The organism is Ulvibacter sp. 2210JD10-4 (assembly GCF_058148525.1).
In genome coordinates, this window is sequence record NZ_JBYVJZ010000003.1 from 239,643 (window position 1) to 257,482 (window position 17,840).

The 17,840-nt window shown below is 35.3% G+C and carries 13 protein-coding genes; 5 read left to right on the forward strand and 8 right to left on the reverse strand.

What is annotated here, in order from left to right; translation table 11 throughout:
• Positions 1–8: 8 nt before the first annotated feature.
• From ACY2RT_RS09105 to ACY2RT_RS09120, 4 genes are read right to left on the reverse strand one after another with little or no spacing between them, the layout of a single operon-like run.
• Positions 9–3,518, reverse strand: a complete 3,510-nt coding sequence (locus tag ACY2RT_RS09105) for an efflux RND transporter permease subunit (RefSeq protein WP_490155600.1) — start codon at positions 3,516–3,518, stop codon at positions 9–11.
• Positions 3,511–4,689, reverse strand: a complete 1,179-nt coding sequence (locus ACY2RT_RS09110) for an efflux RND transporter periplasmic adaptor subunit (protein ID WP_490155601.1) — start codon at positions 4,687–4,689, stop codon at positions 3,511–3,513. Before ACY2RT_RS09110 ends, ACY2RT_RS09105 begins: the two co-directional genes overlap by 8 nt.
• A gap of 33 nt (positions 4,690–4,722) precedes the next feature.
• Positions 4,723–6,075, reverse strand: coding sequence for a TolC family protein (locus ACY2RT_RS09115; protein ID WP_490155602.1), 1,353 nt, complete (start codon positions 6,073–6,075; stop codon positions 4,723–4,725).
• Positions 6,075–6,680 carry a TetR/AcrR family transcriptional regulator gene (locus ACY2RT_RS09120; protein WP_490155603.1) on the reverse strand — a complete coding sequence of 202 codons (606 nt, stop codon included), beginning with the start codon at positions 6,678–6,680 and terminating at the stop codon, positions 6,075–6,077. The genes ACY2RT_RS09115 and ACY2RT_RS09120 overlap by 1 nt, the downstream gene beginning before the upstream one ends.
• Before the next feature lie 162 nt (positions 6,681–6,842).
• On the opposite strand from ACY2RT_RS09120, the gene ACY2RT_RS09125 reads away from it, so the two are divergent.
• Complete coding sequence (locus tag ACY2RT_RS09125; RefSeq protein WP_490155604.1) at positions 6,843–7,817, forward strand: polyprenyl synthetase family protein; 975 nt, start codon at positions 6,843–6,845, stop codon at positions 7,815–7,817.
• Here the strand turns inward: ACY2RT_RS09125 and ACY2RT_RS09130 are convergent.
• Positions 7,814–8,344: an alpha-ketoglutarate decarboxylase gene (locus ACY2RT_RS09130; RefSeq protein ID WP_490155605.1), complete on the reverse strand. Its 531-nt coding sequence runs from the start codon at positions 8,342–8,344 to the stop codon at positions 7,814–7,816. The two genes, ACY2RT_RS09125 and ACY2RT_RS09130, sit on opposite strands and share 4 nt — an antisense overlap.
• Positions 8,345–8,460: 116 nt before the next feature.
• Here ACY2RT_RS09130 and ACY2RT_RS09135 point away from each other — a divergent pair, with 116 nt between their 5' ends.
• On the forward strand, positions 8,461–11,211 hold the full coding sequence (locus ACY2RT_RS09135; protein ID WP_490155606.1) for a 2-oxoglutarate dehydrogenase E1 component: 2,751 nt from the start codon (positions 8,461–8,463) through the stop codon (positions 11,209–11,211).
• Positions 11,212–11,250: 39 nt separating this feature from the next.
• Positions 11,251–12,462, forward strand: a complete 1,212-nt coding sequence (gene odhB / locus ACY2RT_RS09140; protein ID WP_490155607.1) for a 2-oxoglutarate dehydrogenase complex dihydrolipoyllysine-residue succinyltransferase — start codon at positions 11,251–11,253, stop codon at positions 12,460–12,462.
• Between the two features lie 299 nt (positions 12,463–12,761).
• Here the strand turns inward: odhB and ACY2RT_RS09145 are convergent, their stop codons facing one another.
• From ACY2RT_RS09145 to ACY2RT_RS09155, 3 genes are all read right to left on the reverse strand, one after another.
• Entirely contained in the window at positions 12,762–13,394 is a 633-nt protein-coding gene (locus tag ACY2RT_RS09145; protein WP_490155608.1) for a response regulator, read from the reverse strand.
• Positions 13,394–15,409, reverse strand: coding sequence for a tetratricopeptide repeat-containing sensor histidine kinase (locus tag ACY2RT_RS09150; RefSeq protein WP_490155609.1), 2,016 nt, complete (start codon positions 15,407–15,409; stop codon positions 13,394–13,396). The genes ACY2RT_RS09145 and ACY2RT_RS09150 overlap by 1 nt, the downstream gene beginning before the upstream one ends.
• 73 nt (positions 15,410–15,482) lie before the next feature.
• Entirely contained in the window at positions 15,483–15,920 is a 438-nt protein-coding gene (locus tag ACY2RT_RS09155) for a retropepsin-like aspartic protease family protein (RefSeq protein ID WP_490155610.1), read from the reverse strand.
• A gap of 48 nt (positions 15,921–15,968) precedes the next feature.
• Between ACY2RT_RS09155 and ACY2RT_RS09160 the strand changes: the two genes are divergently transcribed.
• The gene (locus ACY2RT_RS09160) at positions 15,969–16,733 is read left to right on the forward strand and encodes a TatD family hydrolase (RefSeq protein ID WP_490155611.1); all 765 of its coding nucleotides are present in this window, start codon (positions 15,969–15,971) and stop codon (positions 16,731–16,733) included.
• Between the two features lie 13 nt (positions 16,734–16,746).
• Entirely contained in the window at positions 16,747–17,775 is a 1,029-nt protein-coding gene (locus ACY2RT_RS09165; RefSeq protein WP_490155612.1) for an asparaginase, read from the forward strand.
• The last annotated feature ends 65 nt before the right edge of the window (positions 17,776–17,840 follow it).

The window sequence follows — 17,840 nt, forward strand, 5'->3', positions numbered from 1 at the left end:
GTTTTTTATTATGCAGCATCTTTCAAAGAGGCTTTAACTTTATCTTCGGTTGGTTTGGAGCGCCACCTTCGTATTCTCAATTTCATCCTGTGAACTATATAGAATAGTACCGGAACAATAATCAACGTTAAGAAGGTAGCAATGATCAATCCATAGATAACGGCCCAAGCCAAAGGACCCCAGAAAATTACATTGTCTCCTCCAAAGTAGATTTTTGGATCAAATTCAGAAAATAAAGAGTAGAAATCGATATTAAATCCAATAGCCAAAGGGATAAGGCCTAATACCGTTGTAATTGCCGTTAAAATTACCGGACGTAAACGCGCTTTACCTCCTCTAATAATAATTTCTTTTACTTCTTCTTTTGAAAGCAGGTCATTATCATCCATTTCCAACTCAACCATTCTTCTGTCTATGAGTAATTGTGTATAATCCAGTAATACAACTCCATTATTTACTACAATACCCGCTAGGGAAATTATTCCCATCATGGTCATCATAATTACAAACGAAGCTCCTGTTATTAGAATACCTCCAAATACACCAATGAAGCTTAAGAATATCGCTATCATTATAATGGTTGGTTTTGAGATAGAACTAAACTGAAATATCAAGATCAACATAATTAACCCTAGTCCGGAAAAGAACGCTCCCATTAAAAATGCCATTTGCTTGTTTTGTTCTTCGATTTGTCCCGTATAATCTATGGACACGGTTTCCGGTAGGTCATTGAAGTTGGACATTTCTGTTTGTATCTGACTAACAATAGCACCTGCATCTGTATACCCGGCTTCTAAAGCAGAATACACTGTTACAACACGTTTTGTATCTCTGTGCTTGATGGCACTAAAAGAAGAAGTGTTCTTTTCTGAAGTAACAGCAGAAACAGGAATTTCCTTAATTAAGCCGGAAGCCTGATCCCTAAAAGTGATGTTTTGGTTAAAAAGTGCACTTTTGTTGTACTTATTCTCTTCATTAAAACGGACATATATGTCATAATCCTCTCCATCTTTTTTATATACCCCTGCTTTTTCACCAAATAAAGAACGTCGTAATTGAGTTCCAACCTGACCAGCTGCAACACCTAATTCGCCTGCTTTTTCACGATCCACATATACTTGCATGGCAGGTTTTCCTTTGTTCACATCAATCTTTAATTCATCGATTCCGGCAATGTTTCGTGAGTTGATGAAATTTTTCATTCGCTCTGCTACCTGAATCAATTCGTCATAGTTATTTCCTTCAATCTCAATATTGATAGGATAACCCACAGGAGGTCCTACCGGATCTTTTTCTACTGAAATTGCTACTCCCGGATAAATCCCTTTTAAGGATTCCTGAACCTTTTTCCTAAGTATTTCGCTGTCTTGACCTCTTCGGAATTTATACTCCCGCATGGTAGCAGTGATCTTACCACGGTGTGGCATTTCTGCTGATGAGCCACCATCGGTTTGAGGGTTTCCGGCACCTTCTCCAACTTGTGAAACGGCAGATTCTACCATATAATTATAACCCCCGTCAACGTATTGCTGATCGTTAAGAGCTTCATAGACTCGTTTTTCAATATCCAGAGTTATTTCATTTGTTTTTTCAATATCGGTACCCTGAGGATATTCTATATATACTGTAATTTGATTGGGCTTATTGTCCGGGAAAAATTCTACACTTGTCCGTTGACTCCCTATCGAAGCACCAAACAATGCAAATACAATGAACAATAATAAAAAGGTGCCTATTACAAATGCTCCGGATTTCCAACCTGTCAGAGCCATTCCCAAAAAGCGTTTATAGCTGTTTTCTAATCGGGTAAGTATATTTTTTTGAAAATAATTCGCCGCTTTTTTAAGTAAGTATTTATAGATCCAGAACATAATGGCAACAAAGATCATTAAGTTACCTAATGCGCTCATTGAGCCACCAAAAAGGCTGATCAATAATCCAAAACCTCCCAGAATGATACTTAATCTAATAAGTTGTTTTCTTGTCAGTTCTTTCTCTCCGGTTTCCATAAATGATGAAACCAACATCGAATTAAAAAATATTGCTACAAAAAGTGAAGAACCTAATACTACGGAAAGAGTAATAGGGAAATAGATCATGAACTCTCCCATTACTCCGGGCCACATCCCAAGAGGGACAAAGGCAGCAACAGTTGTTGCTGTAGAGATAATAATAGGAAATGCAATCTCTCCAATTCCTTTTTTAGCAGCTTCTTTACGAGACATACCTTCTTCATCCATTAAGCGATACACGTTTTCAACTACCACAATACCATTATCAACTAACATTCCCAGTCCCATAATAAGGGCAAAGAGGATCATGGTATTCATTGTATAACCTAATGCCGAAAGAATCATAAATGACATGAACATGGACATAGGAATTGCAAAACCAACAAATAATGCATTTCTAAAGCCCAGGAAGAACATCAAAACGGTCACTACCAGAATAATCCCGAAAATGATATTATTCACCAAATCATCTACTTGGTTGATGGTTTTTACAGATTGATCATTCGCAATAGTTACTTCAACATCTGATGGAAACACATTGGTTTCTGCATACTCAATAATCTTTTCAATTTTTTGAGCTGCTTCAACCATGTTCTTACCGGCACGTTTCTTCACATCGAGCATTACAACGCCCTCACCAAATTCACGAGCATAGGTAGTTTTTTCTTCTTCTTTGAAACGAACTGTTGCAATGTCTTTTAAATAAACAGCACCATCTTGAGACTTGACCACAAAATTGTCTAACTGTGCAGGGCGATCGATTTCTCCTAAAATTCGAATGGTTCTTCTCTGTCCACTGGTAACCAGGTTTCCGGCAGACATAGTTACGTTTCCATTTCCTATGGCACTAATTACATCATCGAAACTTACCTGAGCTGCCATCATCTTATAGATATCTACAGCTACCTCAACTTCTTTTTCCTGTGCTCCACGAATGTCAACTTGCTTAATTTCCAGCAGGTCTTCAATTTCATCTTCTAAATATTCGGCGAATTCTTTTAGCTTATCTGTAGGATAATTCCCTTTAATATTGATATTACTAATAGGTGTTTCTTCAGAAAAATTCAGATCAAAAACATTAGGTTCTACCTTTGCATTATTAAAAGTGGGCCAGTCTTCACCAGCTGTTTCACTATCTACCTCGTCTTTTACCTTTTGTTTGGCCTCTTCAACAGTAATATCTTCATCAAATTCTACAGTAATAATTCCATAATCTTCCTGTGAAGTAGAAATAATCTCAACGACATTGCTAACATTCCTCAGTTTATCTTCTAATGGATCTACAATGAGGCGCTCAATGTCTTCTGCGGTATTACCGGGATAAGGCGTACTAATGTATATCTTGGTCTCTTTAATTTCAGGGAAGCTTTCGCGTGGCATACTGTTGTAAGCAGAAAGCCCCAATATTAAAATGATACCAATGATTACATATATGGTCGTCTTGTTATCAATTGCCCATGAAGACAGTCGAAACTCTTTATCAACACTTTTTAGCTTTTTACTCATTGCTCTCTACACTTTTAAGTTCAACTAACTGTCCGTCTTTTACACTTCGGGCACCTTCTTTTATGATGGTATCTCCGTTAGTGATTCCTTTTGTTATTTCTACAAAATCTCCTTGTGTTTTTCCGGTCTCTACAATAACTCGCTTTGCGATAGCTTCTTTAGGGTTATCAGTACCATTGGTTACATATATATATTGCTCCCCATTGGCATTTTCAGAAATAACACTTTGCGGAATTAAAATCGCTTCTTCATTAGTATAATCGTTGATCTTAATTTTAGCGGTTAAATTGGGTTTAATATTTCCGTTTTTATTAGGAACATCAAGTTCAACTTTAAATGTTCTATTATTTGGGTTGATATAATTACCTACCTGTGAAACTTTGGTTTCTACACTTTCACCTAATACCGGAAAGTACACTTCTACACTTTTATTTGCGGTAACATCCGGTAAGTAGCTCTCTGGGACATCGGCCTGAATATACATATCACCTAAATTAACCAATCTAAATACCTGTGATTGCCCGGCGGAAACTACCGTTCCTTGTTCTGTCATTACATCATCTATAATTCCCGAAAACGGAGCTCTAATATTAGTCTTAGCTACCTGAGAGCGCATTTGATTTACAGCTTTTTGCTGTCCTTCATAATTGGCTTTCGATTGAAGGTATTCTATTTCACTCCCTATTTTTTGTTCCCACAAACGTTGCTGTCTTTCAAAAGTAGTTTTGGCAAGATTTGCCTGAACTTCCATTTGTGCAAGTTGTTGTGAAAGCCCACCATCATCAATAGAAGCCAATAATTGCCCTTTATATACTTTTTGACCTTCTTTTACAAGGACTCTGGTGAGTAGACCGGAATATTCCGGATATAATAGAATGTTCTTTTTTGTCTCAACACTTCCCTGTAACTCTAAAAAGTGATTAAACTCTTCTTGTTTTGCTGCAAAAACAGTTACCAAGGGTATTTTTTTTAAGGTATCTAATTTTGAAATGGCTTTATCGATCTCTTCTAATTGCAGATTGATCGCTTGTTGCTGTGCTACAATTTCTGAGCGTTTTACACGAATCTCTTCAAGATTACCTGACTCGACTATGGCATCGACTGATTTTGAATCATCTCCACAAGAAGCTGCAGTAAAGGTGATTAAGAGGATTAAGATTACTTTTTTCATTTGTATAGAGTTTTCTAGAGTGATTAGTTATTTTTAGTTTCTTAGTTGAGGTGTGTTTAACACAGTTTCTAAATTTGTTTTGTTATTGATAACATCCAGCATTGCCTGAAAATATTGCTGTTGTGCTGAATATAGTTGAGTTTGCGCCTGCCTAAGGTCAAAACTTGTAGAAAGGCCTTCTGTAAATTTTACTTGGTTTTTACCTTCTACACGCTCTGCAAGAGCCAGGTTTTTCTTTGAATTTTCATAATTCTCTACTGCAAATTGATAGTTGCTTTTTGCGGTATTCAATGTTAGTTGCACATTTTGAATAGTTTCTTTTAACTCGGTTTCAGCCTGATCTAAAGCAATCTTAGCCCGTTGCGTTTTTGCACTTCGCATTCCACTGCTAAATATGGGAATATTCATATTTACTCCAAGAATGGAGGATTGATACCAGACTTGTTCTTTATCAAGAAAAGTGAAATCATCACTATTGGCGACGGTTCCATAATTTACAAAAGCAGAAAGGGTCGGTAAAGCCCGGCTCTTTTCAAGCTTTAACTCTAAAGATCGTTGTTCAGTGAGATTATAGGCAATTTTATAATCTACGTTTTGCTCTACATTTAAAGAAGTATCTAAAAATGTAAGCTGAATGTTCTCCTGTGTTAAACTATCTAAAGTATCCTCAAACACTACTGTAGATTCTACATCAATACCCAAAGCGACATTAAACATTTGTCGTGCGATATTTTCAGTCCTGTGTGCATTACTTAATTGGGTTTCTATATCTAATAAAGTGATTTCCAGTTGCTCCACACTTTCCTCTTCGGTGAGCCCGTTTTCATAGATCTTTCGGGTTTCGAAGAGATTTTTCTCAAGGTTGGTTTTGTTCTTTTCAAAAATAGCGACGAGCTCTTTGGAAAGTAATACACTTCCATAAGCGTTGATCACTCCCTTGCGAACTTCGAGATTTGTTTTTTCTGCTGCGTTTTCAGAAAAATCTAAAAAGGCGCGGGCTGCTTGTAAGCCTACAAGATAACTGCCATCAAATATTAATTGGTCCAGAGTGGCTGTGGCTGAAGCATTTTGTTTCGTTCCGAAGACAACAGGAACAAAAGTGCCTGGGTCACCACCGGTGATTTCTGCAGGAAGCAATGTAACAGGTTGTTTTAAATTATTTTGATACGAAGCAGCAGCACTAATTTGCGGTAATCCTGTAGCGGTGGTTTCCCACTTTTGTTTTATAGCCTTTGCAATATCTCTCCTTGCATTGATAGCTGTGTAATTACTGTCCAATGCAAAAGTGATGGCTTCTTCTAAATTAAAACTGTATGTTTTTTGTTGTTGTGCAACGCCCAAAAACGGCAGCAATGTAAAGCTGAAAATTGCAATAAGTTTCCTCATTAGTTAGATTGTTTTTTGATGAATTTATTGAGTGTTTTTTGTCCTTCTGCTGTAACAATACCCCGTAAGTGATATTCTAAATAATCTCCCATTAATTGTGCTTTTGGAAATTTTTCAATAGGGAAAAGAGTGTCATCTTTTATTCCAATGACACCAATAAAATAAATACGTGATACAAATTCTATATCAAGATTATCTCTATATAAGCCTAAGCTAATACCTCTTTTTAGGTTATAAAGGGTACATTCTCGCATTTTTTCAAATTGCTTCTCTTTTAGTGTTGCAAATATTTCCGGATAATACTTTTGTAATTGGTATTGTGGGGAAGACTTTTCATTTTTTAATTGTACTAAGGCCAATTTCTTGATCTCATATAGTTCCTCAATAGGATTTTTATTGAGAGATTGGATGTGGTCTATTCCACAAGTTATTTCATGAAAAACCGCGAGAGTTGCCTCTTTAACCAGATGGGTCTTATTGTTAAAATGCGTATAAATGGTTTTTTTTGATATGCCCATATTGTTAGCAATATCATCCATCGTAACACTTTTAAAACCAAGTTGTAAGAAGAGCTCTGAAGCCTTTTGAATTATTTTTTCTTTCATAATCGGGTGCAAATATATAGCAAGGAAACTTAAAAAACAATAAAAGTTTCCTAGGTTTTACAATTTTTTAACATTTTTTAAATGTTTACAATACCTAAAGTCTTTTTATCATTTATTTAGTAGCCTTTTACCATGTAACTTGTATTTTAGCTGGAAATTTTAATGAAAGTTTTGGAGACATATTATAATGCGTTGCATCAACATCTTGAAGAAACCATACGTGTAAAAAAACCTACACAATTGTATGAACCTATCCGGTATATCATCTCTTTGGGAGGCAAAAGACTACGTCCAACCCTAACTTTGATGACATGTGATTTTTTTGAGACCGATTTCAAAAAGGCTATGAACGCTGCACTTGCTTTGGAATTGTTCCACAATTTTTCATTAATTCATGATGATATAATGGATAATGCTCCTTTACGTCGTGGAAAGGAAACGGTACATGAAAAATGGGATTTGAACACGGGTATTTTGTCCGGTGATGCTATGTTGATCCTGGCCTATCAATTATTTGAAGACTATGAACCAAAAATGTTTCAACAATTAGCAAAACTATTCAGTAAAACTGCTTTGGAAGTTTGTGAAGGACAACAGTACGACATAGATTTTGAATCCAGAGATGATGTTACTTTATCTGAATATATTGAAATGATCAATTATAAAACAGCAGTTTTAGTGGGAGCTGCAATGAAGATGGGTGCTATCGTAGCAAATGCTTCGGAAAGTTGTAGAGATAGTATTTATGAGTTTGGCCGTAATTTGGGAATTGCGTTTCAATTACAGGATGATTATTTGGATGCTTTTGGAGATCCGGAAACTTTCGGAAAACAAGTAGGGGGCGATATAATATCAAACAAGAAGACCTTCCTTTTTTTAACAGCTATTGAAAAGAGTGGTCCTTCCGAAGTAGAAACATTACAGCATTTGTATAGTATTTCACCTGACGATCCTTTAGACAAAATTGAAGCTGTAAAGAATATTTTTGAAACTTCGGGAGCCGCATTAGCTATACAAAATGAAATTGAGACCTATACTCAAAAAGCATACAGGGTTTTGGAAAACATAAAAATTTCTGATGATAAAAAAATGGCATTCCGCCAATTTGGAAATCAGTTAATGAAGCGAACGGTTTAAAAATAAACTCTTACAAAAGGTACCCAGGCTGAGGCATAAATACTCTCGTCCTCATCGTATAACACATCGTACCGAATTCCTGCCGTAAAATTTCCCGTCCTATATCCTGCTCCTGCAAATAATGCAGGGTACCAGTAGTAGTCATTTGATATTTGCAGGTCAGATTCATAAGTGCGCGAGATATAAAGTTGTTCAAATTCTGCGGATAGTTGCAATTCCGGAATGACATTATAGAGACCTAAAACGCTGCCACCTACAATAGTAGTTTTATAAAAGTTCTTTTGGCTGTTATACGTGAAATTTCCTCCTAGGCCCATAGCAAATTGCTCGTTAAATTCATAAATAGCACTTGGAGCAATGGTTCCGCTAAAAAATTCATTGCCAAAACTTAGCCCTAATCCCCCGCCAAAACGAACATTAGACCAAAATTGAGATTTTTGTTCCTGCGCAATTCCGGTTTGAATAAACAAACTAATAGCTGCCAAAAAGAAAAACTTTTTAAAGAGGATAGATAAGGGTGATTTCATTGTGAAATATTTATGAGTTTACTAATCATAAATATATAAAATCACAAAGCCATAGTTTGGGGATTTGTTGTATTTTTGTAACGTTTTATTTAAAAATAGTCCTCTTTATTCCAATTATGGATAGATTTTCATTTCTAAATGCGGTTCACCCGGCATACATTGCAGAACTCTACGATAAATATTTACAATTTCCGGATAGTATAGAACCCAGCTGGAGGGCCTTCTTTCAAGGGTTTGATTTTGGAATTGAAAATGGTTCTCTTGAAACGCTTGGGATTGAGCAAAACGGGCAGGAAATTCCTGAAAAGGTCTTAAAAGAATTTCAGGTAATTAAATTGATTGACGGTTACAGAACAAGAGGTCATTTATTTACAAAAACCAATCCTGTACGTGAAAGAAGAAAATATACTCCAACACTGGATATTGAAAATTTTGGGCTAAATAAAAACGACCTGGCCACAAAATTTAAAGCGGCAGATGTTTTAGGAATGCCTGAAACCACACTTGAAGAAATTATAAAACACCTTCAAAGTATTTATTGTGATTCTATTGGAATCGAATATATGTACATTCGTAAACCTGAAGAAATACAATGGATACAAAACAAGCTGAATGTTAATGACAATCAGCCAAACTTTCCTGAAACTCAAAAGAAACACATTCTAAAAAAATTAAACGAAGCAGTTTCTTTTGAAAACTTTTTACATACTAAGTACGTTGGGCAAAAACGATTTTCCCTGGAAGGTGGAGAAAGTTTAATTCCTGCATTGGATACGTTAATTGAAAATGCCGCAGAAAAAGGTGTTGAAGAATTTGTGATGGGAATGGCACACAGAGGCCGTTTAAGTACATTGGTCAATATCTTTGGGAAAAGTGCCAAAGATATTTTTAGTGAATTTGACGGAAAAGATTATGCAGAAGATATTTTTGATGGAGATGTAAAATATCATTTAGGCTGGACCTCCAAACGTAAAACCAAATCTGGTAAAGAAATCAACTTAAATATTGCTCCCAACCCTTCACATTTAGAAACGGTAGGAAGTGTTGTAGAAGGAATTGCAAGGGCAAAGCAGGATCGTCACTATAAAGACAATAGCAGTAAAGTGCTTCCAATAATAGTACATGGTGATGCGGCAATTGCCGGGCAAGGTATTGTGTATGAGATTGTACAAATGGCGCAATTAGATGGTTATAAAACCGGAGGGACCATACATATTGTTGTAAATAACCAAATAGGTTTTACAACAAATTATCTGGATGGTCGGTCTTCTACCTATTGTACAGATGTAGGGAAGGTAACACTTTCCCCAATACTTCATATAAATGCTGACGAGGCTGAAGCGGTGGTACATGCGATGCTTTTTGCATTGGATTTTAGAATGGAGTTTGGTCGGGATGTTTTTATTGATTTGCTAGGGTACCGTAAATATGGACATAATGAAGGAGATGAACCTCGTTTTACACAGCCTCAATTATATAAAACCATATCCAAGCATAAAAACCCCAGGGATATCTATGCTGAGAAATTGTACAGACAAGGTATTATTGAAGAAGAATACACTAAGAAATTAGAACAGGAATATAAGAACAAGCTCGAAGAGAATCTGGAAGATTCCCGTAAAGAAGATAAGACCGAAATTACGGCTATTATGAAAAGCGAATGGGAAGGTTTTCATTATGCCGAAGGGGATAAGATGATGGAAGATGTTGATACAACGGTAAGTATGGCAAAACTAGATGATGTAGCAAAAGTGATTACACAACTTCCAAAAGACAAAAAATTCCTTAGAAAAATTTCACGGCTTATTGACGCACGCCATAAAATGTATTTTGAAGACAATCAATTGGATTGGGCGATGGGTGAATTATTAGCATATGGAACCTTATTGAAGGAAGGTTACGATGTAAGAATGAGTGGACAAGATGTGGAACGTGGAACTTTCTCACACCGTCATGCGGTTATAAAAGTAGAAGAAAGTGAAGAAGAAATAATTTTGTTGAATGAGTTAAAAGAAACACAAGGGGATTTTTATATTTATAACTCATTGCTTTCAGAATATGGAGTCGTAGGATTTGATTACGGCTATGCTATGGCAAGCCCAAGAACACTAACTATCTGGGAAGCACAATTTGGAGACTTCAGTAATGGAGCTCAAATTATGATTGATCAATATATTTCTGCCGGAGAAGATAAGTGGAAAACCCAAAATGGCCTGGTAATGCTTTTACCACATGGTTATGAAGGGCAAGGAGCAGAGCACTCTTCTGCAAGAATGGAGCGCTATCTTCAATTATGTGCTGTAGATAATATGTTTGTAGCAGATTGTACCACACCGTCAAATATGTATCATTTGTTACGTCGCCAAATGAAAGTGGATTATCGTAAACCATTGATTGTATTTACGCCCAAGAGCTTATTACGACACCCAAGAGTACTTTCTACAAAAGAAGAATTTGCAAATGGTAGTTTCCAAATGCTTATTGATGATGCAGACGTGAAACCAAATTTAGTAAAGACATTGGTTTTTGTAAGTGGTAAATTTTATTACGATTTATTGGAGAAGAAGGAAGAATTAAAGAGAAACGATGTTGCATTAGTTCGTATAGAACAACTATTCCCATTACCAATAACCCAAATGAGGGAAGTACTAAAAAAATATAAAAATGCTGACGATATAGTCTGGGCACAGGAAGAACCTAAGAATATGGGAGCCTATTCGCATATTTTGATGCATTTTGAAGAAGCCAAAAATTTTAGGGTTTGTAGTAGAAAAATGTATGCTGCTCCGGCATCAGGAAGTAGCGTGCGCTCTAAGTTGCGTCATGAAAAAGTTATAGAAAGTGTTTTTAAAATAAATGAAAAGTAATACTAGTAACAAAACTCCTTTTAGGAAAATAGAAATACTATGGCATTAGAAATGAAAGTCCCTTCACCGGGAGAATCCATAACCGAAGTAGAAATAGCACAGTGGTTAGTTGAAGATGGCGATTGGGTTGAAAAAGACCAGGCCATTGCCGAAGTAGATAGCGATAAAGCTACCTTGGAACTTCCTGCAGAAGCAAGTGGGATTATTACCCTTAAAGCCGAAGAAGGCGATGCCGTGGCTGTTGGGGAAGTAGTATGTTTAATTGATACAGAAGCATCAAAACCAGATGATGCCAAATCAAGTCCTCAAGAAAAAGCTCCTAAAGAAGATAAAAAAGAGCTATCACAAGAAACACCAAAAACGGAAAGTTATGCAACAGGTACACCTTCTCCTGCTGCTAAGAAAATTTTAGATGAAAAAGGAGTTGCAGCTAAAGAAGTTAAAGGAACTGGCCGTGATGGACGTATTACAAAGAATGATGCTGAAAATGTAAAACCATCTATGGGAACACCCAGAGAGGGAGCAGACCGTGGTACGGAACGCAAAAAGCTTTCTATGTTACGCCGTAAAGTTGCAGAACGTTTAGTTTCAGCAAAGAATGAAACTGCAATGTTGACCACTTTTAACGAAGTGGATATGAGCCCTATTTTTGAGTTGAGAAAGCAATACAAGGAACAGTTTAAAGAGAAGCATGGAGTGGGACTAGGGTTTATGTCCTTTTTTACTTTAGCGGTAGTAAGAGCTTTAGATCTGTATCCCGATGTAAATTCAATGATTGATGGAGATTTTCAAATAAAACATGATTTTAAAGATATTTCAATTGCTGTTTCCGGTCCAAAAGGATTGATGGTACCGGTTATAAGAAATGCAGAAGAACTATCATTTAGGGGAGTAGAAACAGAAGTTAAAAGATTGGCCCTTAGAGCTCGTGATGGACAAATAACTGTTGACGAAATGACCGGAGGAACCTTTACTATTTCTAACGGAGGAGTTTTTGGAAGTATGTTGTCGACTCCAATAATTAACCCGCCACAGTCCGGAATTTTAGGAATGCACAATATAGTGGAACGCCCTATTGTTCGCGATGGTGAAATTGTTGTTGCACCCATTATGTTTGTTGCTTTATCTTATGATCACAGAATTATTGATGGAAGAGAATCTGTAGGATTTTTGGTAGCAGTAAAAGAAGCCCTGGAAGACCCTGTAGCACTTTTAATGGACAATGATGTTAAAAAAGCACTGGAGCTGTAATATAATTTTTTCAAAATGAATAAAAAACCCGGCTTTAAGCCGGGTTTTTTGATTAGTTAGTTGAAAATTTAAACCTTAGGACTTATTTATATGAAACAAAATAATTCAGTACGTTAAGCAAGACAGTCGCAATAATTGATATTGTAACTACAATAAAAACAATCCTTTTAATCTTATTGCTTTTATGTTTTTCTTCCTTCAACAATACTGAATTTTTCATATTGTAAAAGTGAGAAATTATTGACAAAATTGAAATACGTGTTAACACGTAAATTTGAAGCAAAAATGACCTTTTTTAACTATACCAGCCTGTCTTGATGTTCTTTAGCCCAAATAAGAAGACTGTTTGTTTTATGCTCTAACTCTAATTTTGTGATGATGTTACTTCGATGCTTTTCTACAGTACGATAAGAGATAAATAGCAGGGATGCTATTTCTTTATTGGTCTTATCATTAGCAATAAATTTTAAGATCTTTTTTTCAGAGGGGGTCAAACTCTTTAAGGAGGCTTCTTCAAGATTATTAGGACCTAACAATTCTTTGATTTTCGGACTAAAAAAAGGATTTCCTTTAGATACTGTTTTAATACAAGTCTCAATTTCTTCTAAAGCAAATTCTTTTAAAACATACCCAAATATATTTAGATCTTGAGCCTGTTGGTACAAATCTCTTTCTTTGTGAAGCGTAATGAGAATTATCTTTGTGGTAAACCCATTTGTTTTACATTTTTTTGCAATCTCGAGACCAGATAAAAAAGGCATCTGTATATCTAAAATAGCAATATCAGGATTTAGTTTTGTAATTAGATTAAATGCTTCCCGGCCATTGTTTCCACTGCCAATAATGTTATAATCTTTTTCCTTCAAAAAATCATTTAGCCCCTTTAACAATAAAGGATGGTCATCTGCAATTATAATAGTCTCTTTCTTCATTAAACTGGAAATTGAAATTCTAAAGTAGTACCACTATCCATTTTAGACTGCACTTTCATTTGTCCGTTTAAAAATTTAGTGCGTTCTAATAATGTTTTCAGACCTAGTGATTTTACATCTTGATATTTTTCTGAAAAATCAAAACCATTTCCATTGTCTTTTATGGAAATAATAATGTTATGTGTGAGCTTTTTAATGGATACCTTGCTGGCTTCAGCTTTAGCGTGTTTTAAAATATTATTAAGACTTTCTTGTACAATTCTATAGATGTTTACCTCCTGTTCCGGAGAAAATAAATTGTCTATATTATCAATTTCAGAAGAGATAAATAAAGTAGTATTCTCGTCTATTTGTGTAAGGGTATGCTGAATAGCTTTAGTAATACCCATCTCCTGTAGTTGAAAGGGGTGAAGGTCCCGAGAGATCGTTCGAACTTCATCAATAGCAGCATCAACCATTTTTTTTGTTGGATTATCTCCATTAGAAATTACTTTGTTTTTAATAAGCAATAACTGTTGTCCAAGTCCATCATGCAGGTCTTTAGAGATACGTTTGCGCTCCTCTTCCTGAGAAACCAACAATTTCTGACTAAATTTCTCCTGAAGTATTTTGTTATTTTTTAGATTTTGTTGGTTTCTAAATAGTAGAATTACACCAAATAAAAGCAGAAGCGCAACACTCGAAAATGCTACAACCTTTTTAAAGGAATCGTTATCTTTTTCCAAAAGCTGAATACTTGTGGTTTTTTCTACCAATTCTTTTTCCTTTTTCTCGGTTTCATAAAGAGTTTGAAAGTAAGCAAGGGAATTAGCAGTACTCCTGTTATAAATAGAATCTCTTATTGAAATATATACTTCCCTGCACTCTAAGCTCTTCTTGTAGTCTTTCTTTCCTGCATAAATATCTGCCAGCAGGTCGTATGATTCTAGGATCGCATCTGTATAATTATAAGATTTAGAACCTTCTAATTTTTTTTGAGCACTTTTTAATGCGGTTTCGTAATCTCCCAAAGCAAAATGATATTTTGCTATTGCACCATAATAGTTAACCCGGGAGTTAATGTCATCGATATTTTTGGACCATCCTTTTACAAGGTTTATTTGTTTTGTGGCATTTTCAATATCTCCTTCCGAAGCGAAGTATTCTGCCAGTTTAGAGTGAACAAATATGGATTGAGAATAATTCCTGTCTTTTTCCCATGGTTTATTTAATATTTCAACTGCCATGTTCAAATATTGCAAGTGAAGCTTTTTGTCTCCCATTTTCTTATAATCCAAAGCTTGATTATAATACTCTACGGCTAGAAATTCATTGAGTTTTAGTTGTTGTAATTTTTCAATTATTTTTTCACGCTCTTCTTTTGCTTTATCGTAAAAACCATTCATACTAAACATGGTAATGATACCCTGTTGGGCATGTACCATATATTTGTAGTCTTTAAGAGCTTCATAATAGCTGTAAGCTTTTTGATAACTTTCTCCTGCAGGAACAAAATTTCCCAGATTTGAATACGCTTGCCCTCTAAACAAATAAGCATCTGCAAGATATATGGAATCACTCTTTGAAAAATTTTCAAGAGCTAAAGTATAATCGTCAATTGCTCTTTTTAGATCTATTCTAAAATTGGCGCTACCTCGTTTTAAGTATAACCCACCCAATAAAAAACTGTCTTTAATTTTATATTTATGTGCAAGCACTCCATTAATAATAGAAACAGCTTTTTCGGGCCTTCCCTTTTTATTGGTATATAAAAACTGAAGATTCATAGCTTTTTTAGCAGCCTGGTCAATACTATCAATTTCTTTCGCTAAATCTATATGCTGAAGGCTATATGCAATAAAGGCATCATCGTCACCCCTTCTGAAAGATTTTGTAATAAGAGAATCTAAAGCTTCTAATTTTAAAGTAGGACTTTGCGTAGTGTCTACAACCGTTTTATAGTACTCAATATCCTGAGAAACCCCAAAATAGGGGTATAAGAGACTAATGACAAAAAGGGTCAGGAGTTTTTTCAAAATACGTTAGGTTGTTAGGTAATTAATAAATGTAACATTTTTTTTTAAGTACACTGTTAAATTTTTACTTTTTCTATTTTACATAAACACAATTCCTTCCATAATCAATGACAGCTCGCGTGTTTTTTAAGAAATCTGCACCAATAATTCCATGAACAGAATCTTCATGAACCTCCTCTAAAGCTTTGTTTATATGAGAAAGGTCAAACAAAACAAAATCCATATTTTTTGAGTGCCAGGCACCAATTGAAATATGATTTTTACGAGCCAATTCAGTTTTCATATTTACAGCTCCTGCACCGGCTGCTTTTATATCACTTTCTTCATTCTTGAGAAAAAAATATTGAATGCTATCAAATCCAATACAACTTGTTGAGGCTCCGGTATCTAAAATAAAGTTCCCTTTAACATTGTTAATTTTTGCTATAAGCTGATAATGGCCGGAAATCAATTTTTTTAAAGGAACCCTATAAAATCCACTGGTTTCTAATAAATTTCTTAGTTGTATCACACGATTTTTTTTGCAAAGATAGCTAACAAAATAGTTAGCTTTGCAATTATGTTGACAGACACCCATACCCATTTATATAGCGAAGCCTTTGATGAAGACCGGGATGCTATGATGCAGCGTGCTTTTGAGGCCGGTATACAACGTTTTTTTATCCCTGCGATAGATAGTCATTATACAGATGCAATGTACACACTGGAAAAACAATATCCGGATCAGGTTTTTTTAATGATGGGACTACATCCTACTTCAGTGAAGGATAATTTTGAAACTGAATTAAAACATGTAGAGGATCAATTTAAGAAAAGAGATTTTTTGGCAGTAGGAGAAATAGGAATTGATTTGTACTGGGATACATCTACTTTAGAGATTCAGAAGATTGCTTTTAAAAGACAAATTCAATTAGCCAAAAAGTATAAACTTCCCATAGTAATTCATTGCCGGGATGCTTTTGACGAAATTTTTGAAGTATTGGAAACCGAAAAAGATGATGCACTCTTCGGAATTTTTCATTGCTTTACAGGAACCTTAGAACAAGCAAAACAGGCTATTTCTTTTAATATGAAGCTAGGTATTGGTGGGGTAGTCACTTTTAAAAATGGAAAGATCGACACGTTTCTTCATCAAATAGATTTAAAACACATAGTTTTGGAAACAGATTCACCCTATCTTTCACCTGTTCCGTATCGGGGGAAACGAAATGAGAGTAGTTACCTGTCTTTGGTTTGTGAAAAATTGAGTGAGGTATATGGTGTTTCAAAAACAACTATAGCAAGGATTACAACCAAGAACTCAAAAGAGGTTTTTGGAATATAAATAGTTCAGAAAAATGAATACAAAAGCAAGTATACTTCTTATATATACCGGTGGTACCATTGGGATGATTAAAGATTTTGAAACAGGTACCTTGCGCAATTTCAATTTCAAAGATCTGTTAAAACATATTCCGGAATTAAAGCTCTTAGACTGTAAGATTGCTACTACCAGTTTTAAAAAACCTATTGATAGTTCTAATATGAACCCAAGATACTGGGCAGATATCGCTTCAATTATAGAAAAAAGATATGACAGTTTTGATGGTTTTGTAGTATTGCATGGGAGTGATACAATGTCCTATACAGCTTCTGCATTAAGTTTCATGCTGGAAAATTTAAGTAAACCGGTAGTTTTTACAGGATCTCAATTACCTATTGGTGATTTACGGACCGATGCTAAAGAGAATTTAATTACTTCCATTCAAATTGCAACACTAAAAGAAAAAGGACGATCTAAAATTACTGAGGTATGTCTGTATTTTGAATACAAATTATATCGAGCCAACCGAACTACGAAAATTAATGCTGAACATTTTGAAGCTTTTGCCTCTCTTAATTATCCGGCATTAGCAGAAAGCGGCGTACACTTAGTAGTGAATAATGAAGCACTCTATAGGTCCAACCGCAGAAAAAAGCTACGTGTCCATAAAAAAATGGAATCCAATATATTGCTTGTGAAAATGTTTCCCGGTATAGACGAGACCACAATTAAATATTTATTTGCCTATCCGCAAATAAAAGGATTGGTTCTGGAGACCTATGGAAGCGGAAATGTAACCAATGAGGCCTGGTTTATAAAAGCATTAAAAAAACTTACTGAAAAAGGGGTCCCTGTTATTAATGTTACCCAGTGTTCCGGAGGGAGCGTTATAATGGGATTGTATGAAACCAGTATTGATTTAAAAAAGATGGGTGTAATTTCGGGAAAAGATTGTACAACAGAAGCTGCTCTAACAAAATTGATGTATTTATTAGGGCAAGATGTTTCAACCGGAAGCCTCAAAACAATTTTCGAAACATCTTTGCGTGGGGAAATGTTATAAATAAACTGTTCAAATATTTTATCAGCTAATTTTTTTTTTGTTATTTGCCCGTCCTTTTGGCGCAT

What these genes read in the sequence shown, in the direction of transcription:
- ACY2RT_RS09160 (WP_490155611.1), top strand. Translation starts at nt 15,969, where the DNA reads ATGTTGACAGACACCCATACCCATTTATATAGCGAAGCCTTTGATGAA.
- odhB (WP_490155607.1), top strand. Translation starts at nt 11,251, where the DNA reads ATGGCATTAGAAATGAAAGTCCCTTCACCGGGAGAATCCATAACCGAA.
- ACY2RT_RS09125 (WP_490155604.1), top strand. Translation starts at nt 6,843, where the DNA reads ATGAAAGTTTTGGAGACATATTATAATGCGTTGCATCAACATCTTGAA.
- ACY2RT_RS09135 (WP_490155606.1), top strand. Translation starts at nt 8,461, where the DNA reads ATGGATAGATTTTCATTTCTAAATGCGGTTCACCCGGCATACATTGCA.
- ACY2RT_RS09115 (WP_490155602.1), bottom strand. Translation starts at nt 6,075, where the DNA reads ATGAGGAAACTTATTGCAATTTTCAGCTTTACATTGCTGCCGTTTTTG.
- ACY2RT_RS09165 (WP_490155612.1), top strand. Translation starts at nt 16,747, where the DNA reads ATGAATACAAAAGCAAGTATACTTCTTATATATACCGGTGGTACCATT.
- ACY2RT_RS09110 (WP_490155601.1), bottom strand. Translation starts at nt 4,689, where the DNA reads ATGAAAAAAGTAATCTTAATCCTCTTAATCACCTTTACTGCAGCTTCT.
- ACY2RT_RS09130 (WP_490155605.1), bottom strand. Translation starts at nt 8,344, where the DNA reads ATGAAATCACCCTTATCTATCCTCTTTAAAAAGTTTTTCTTTTTGGCA.
- ACY2RT_RS09120 (WP_490155603.1), bottom strand. Translation starts at nt 6,680, where the DNA reads ATGAAAGAAAAAATAATTCAAAAGGCTTCAGAGCTCTTCTTACAACTT.
- ACY2RT_RS09145 (WP_490155608.1), bottom strand. Translation starts at nt 13,394, where the DNA reads ATGAAGAAAGAGACTATTATAATTGCAGATGACCATCCTTTATTGTTA.
- ACY2RT_RS09105 (WP_490155600.1), bottom strand. Translation starts at nt 3,518, where the DNA reads ATGAGTAAAAAGCTAAAAAGTGTTGATAAAGAGTTTCGACTGTCTTCA.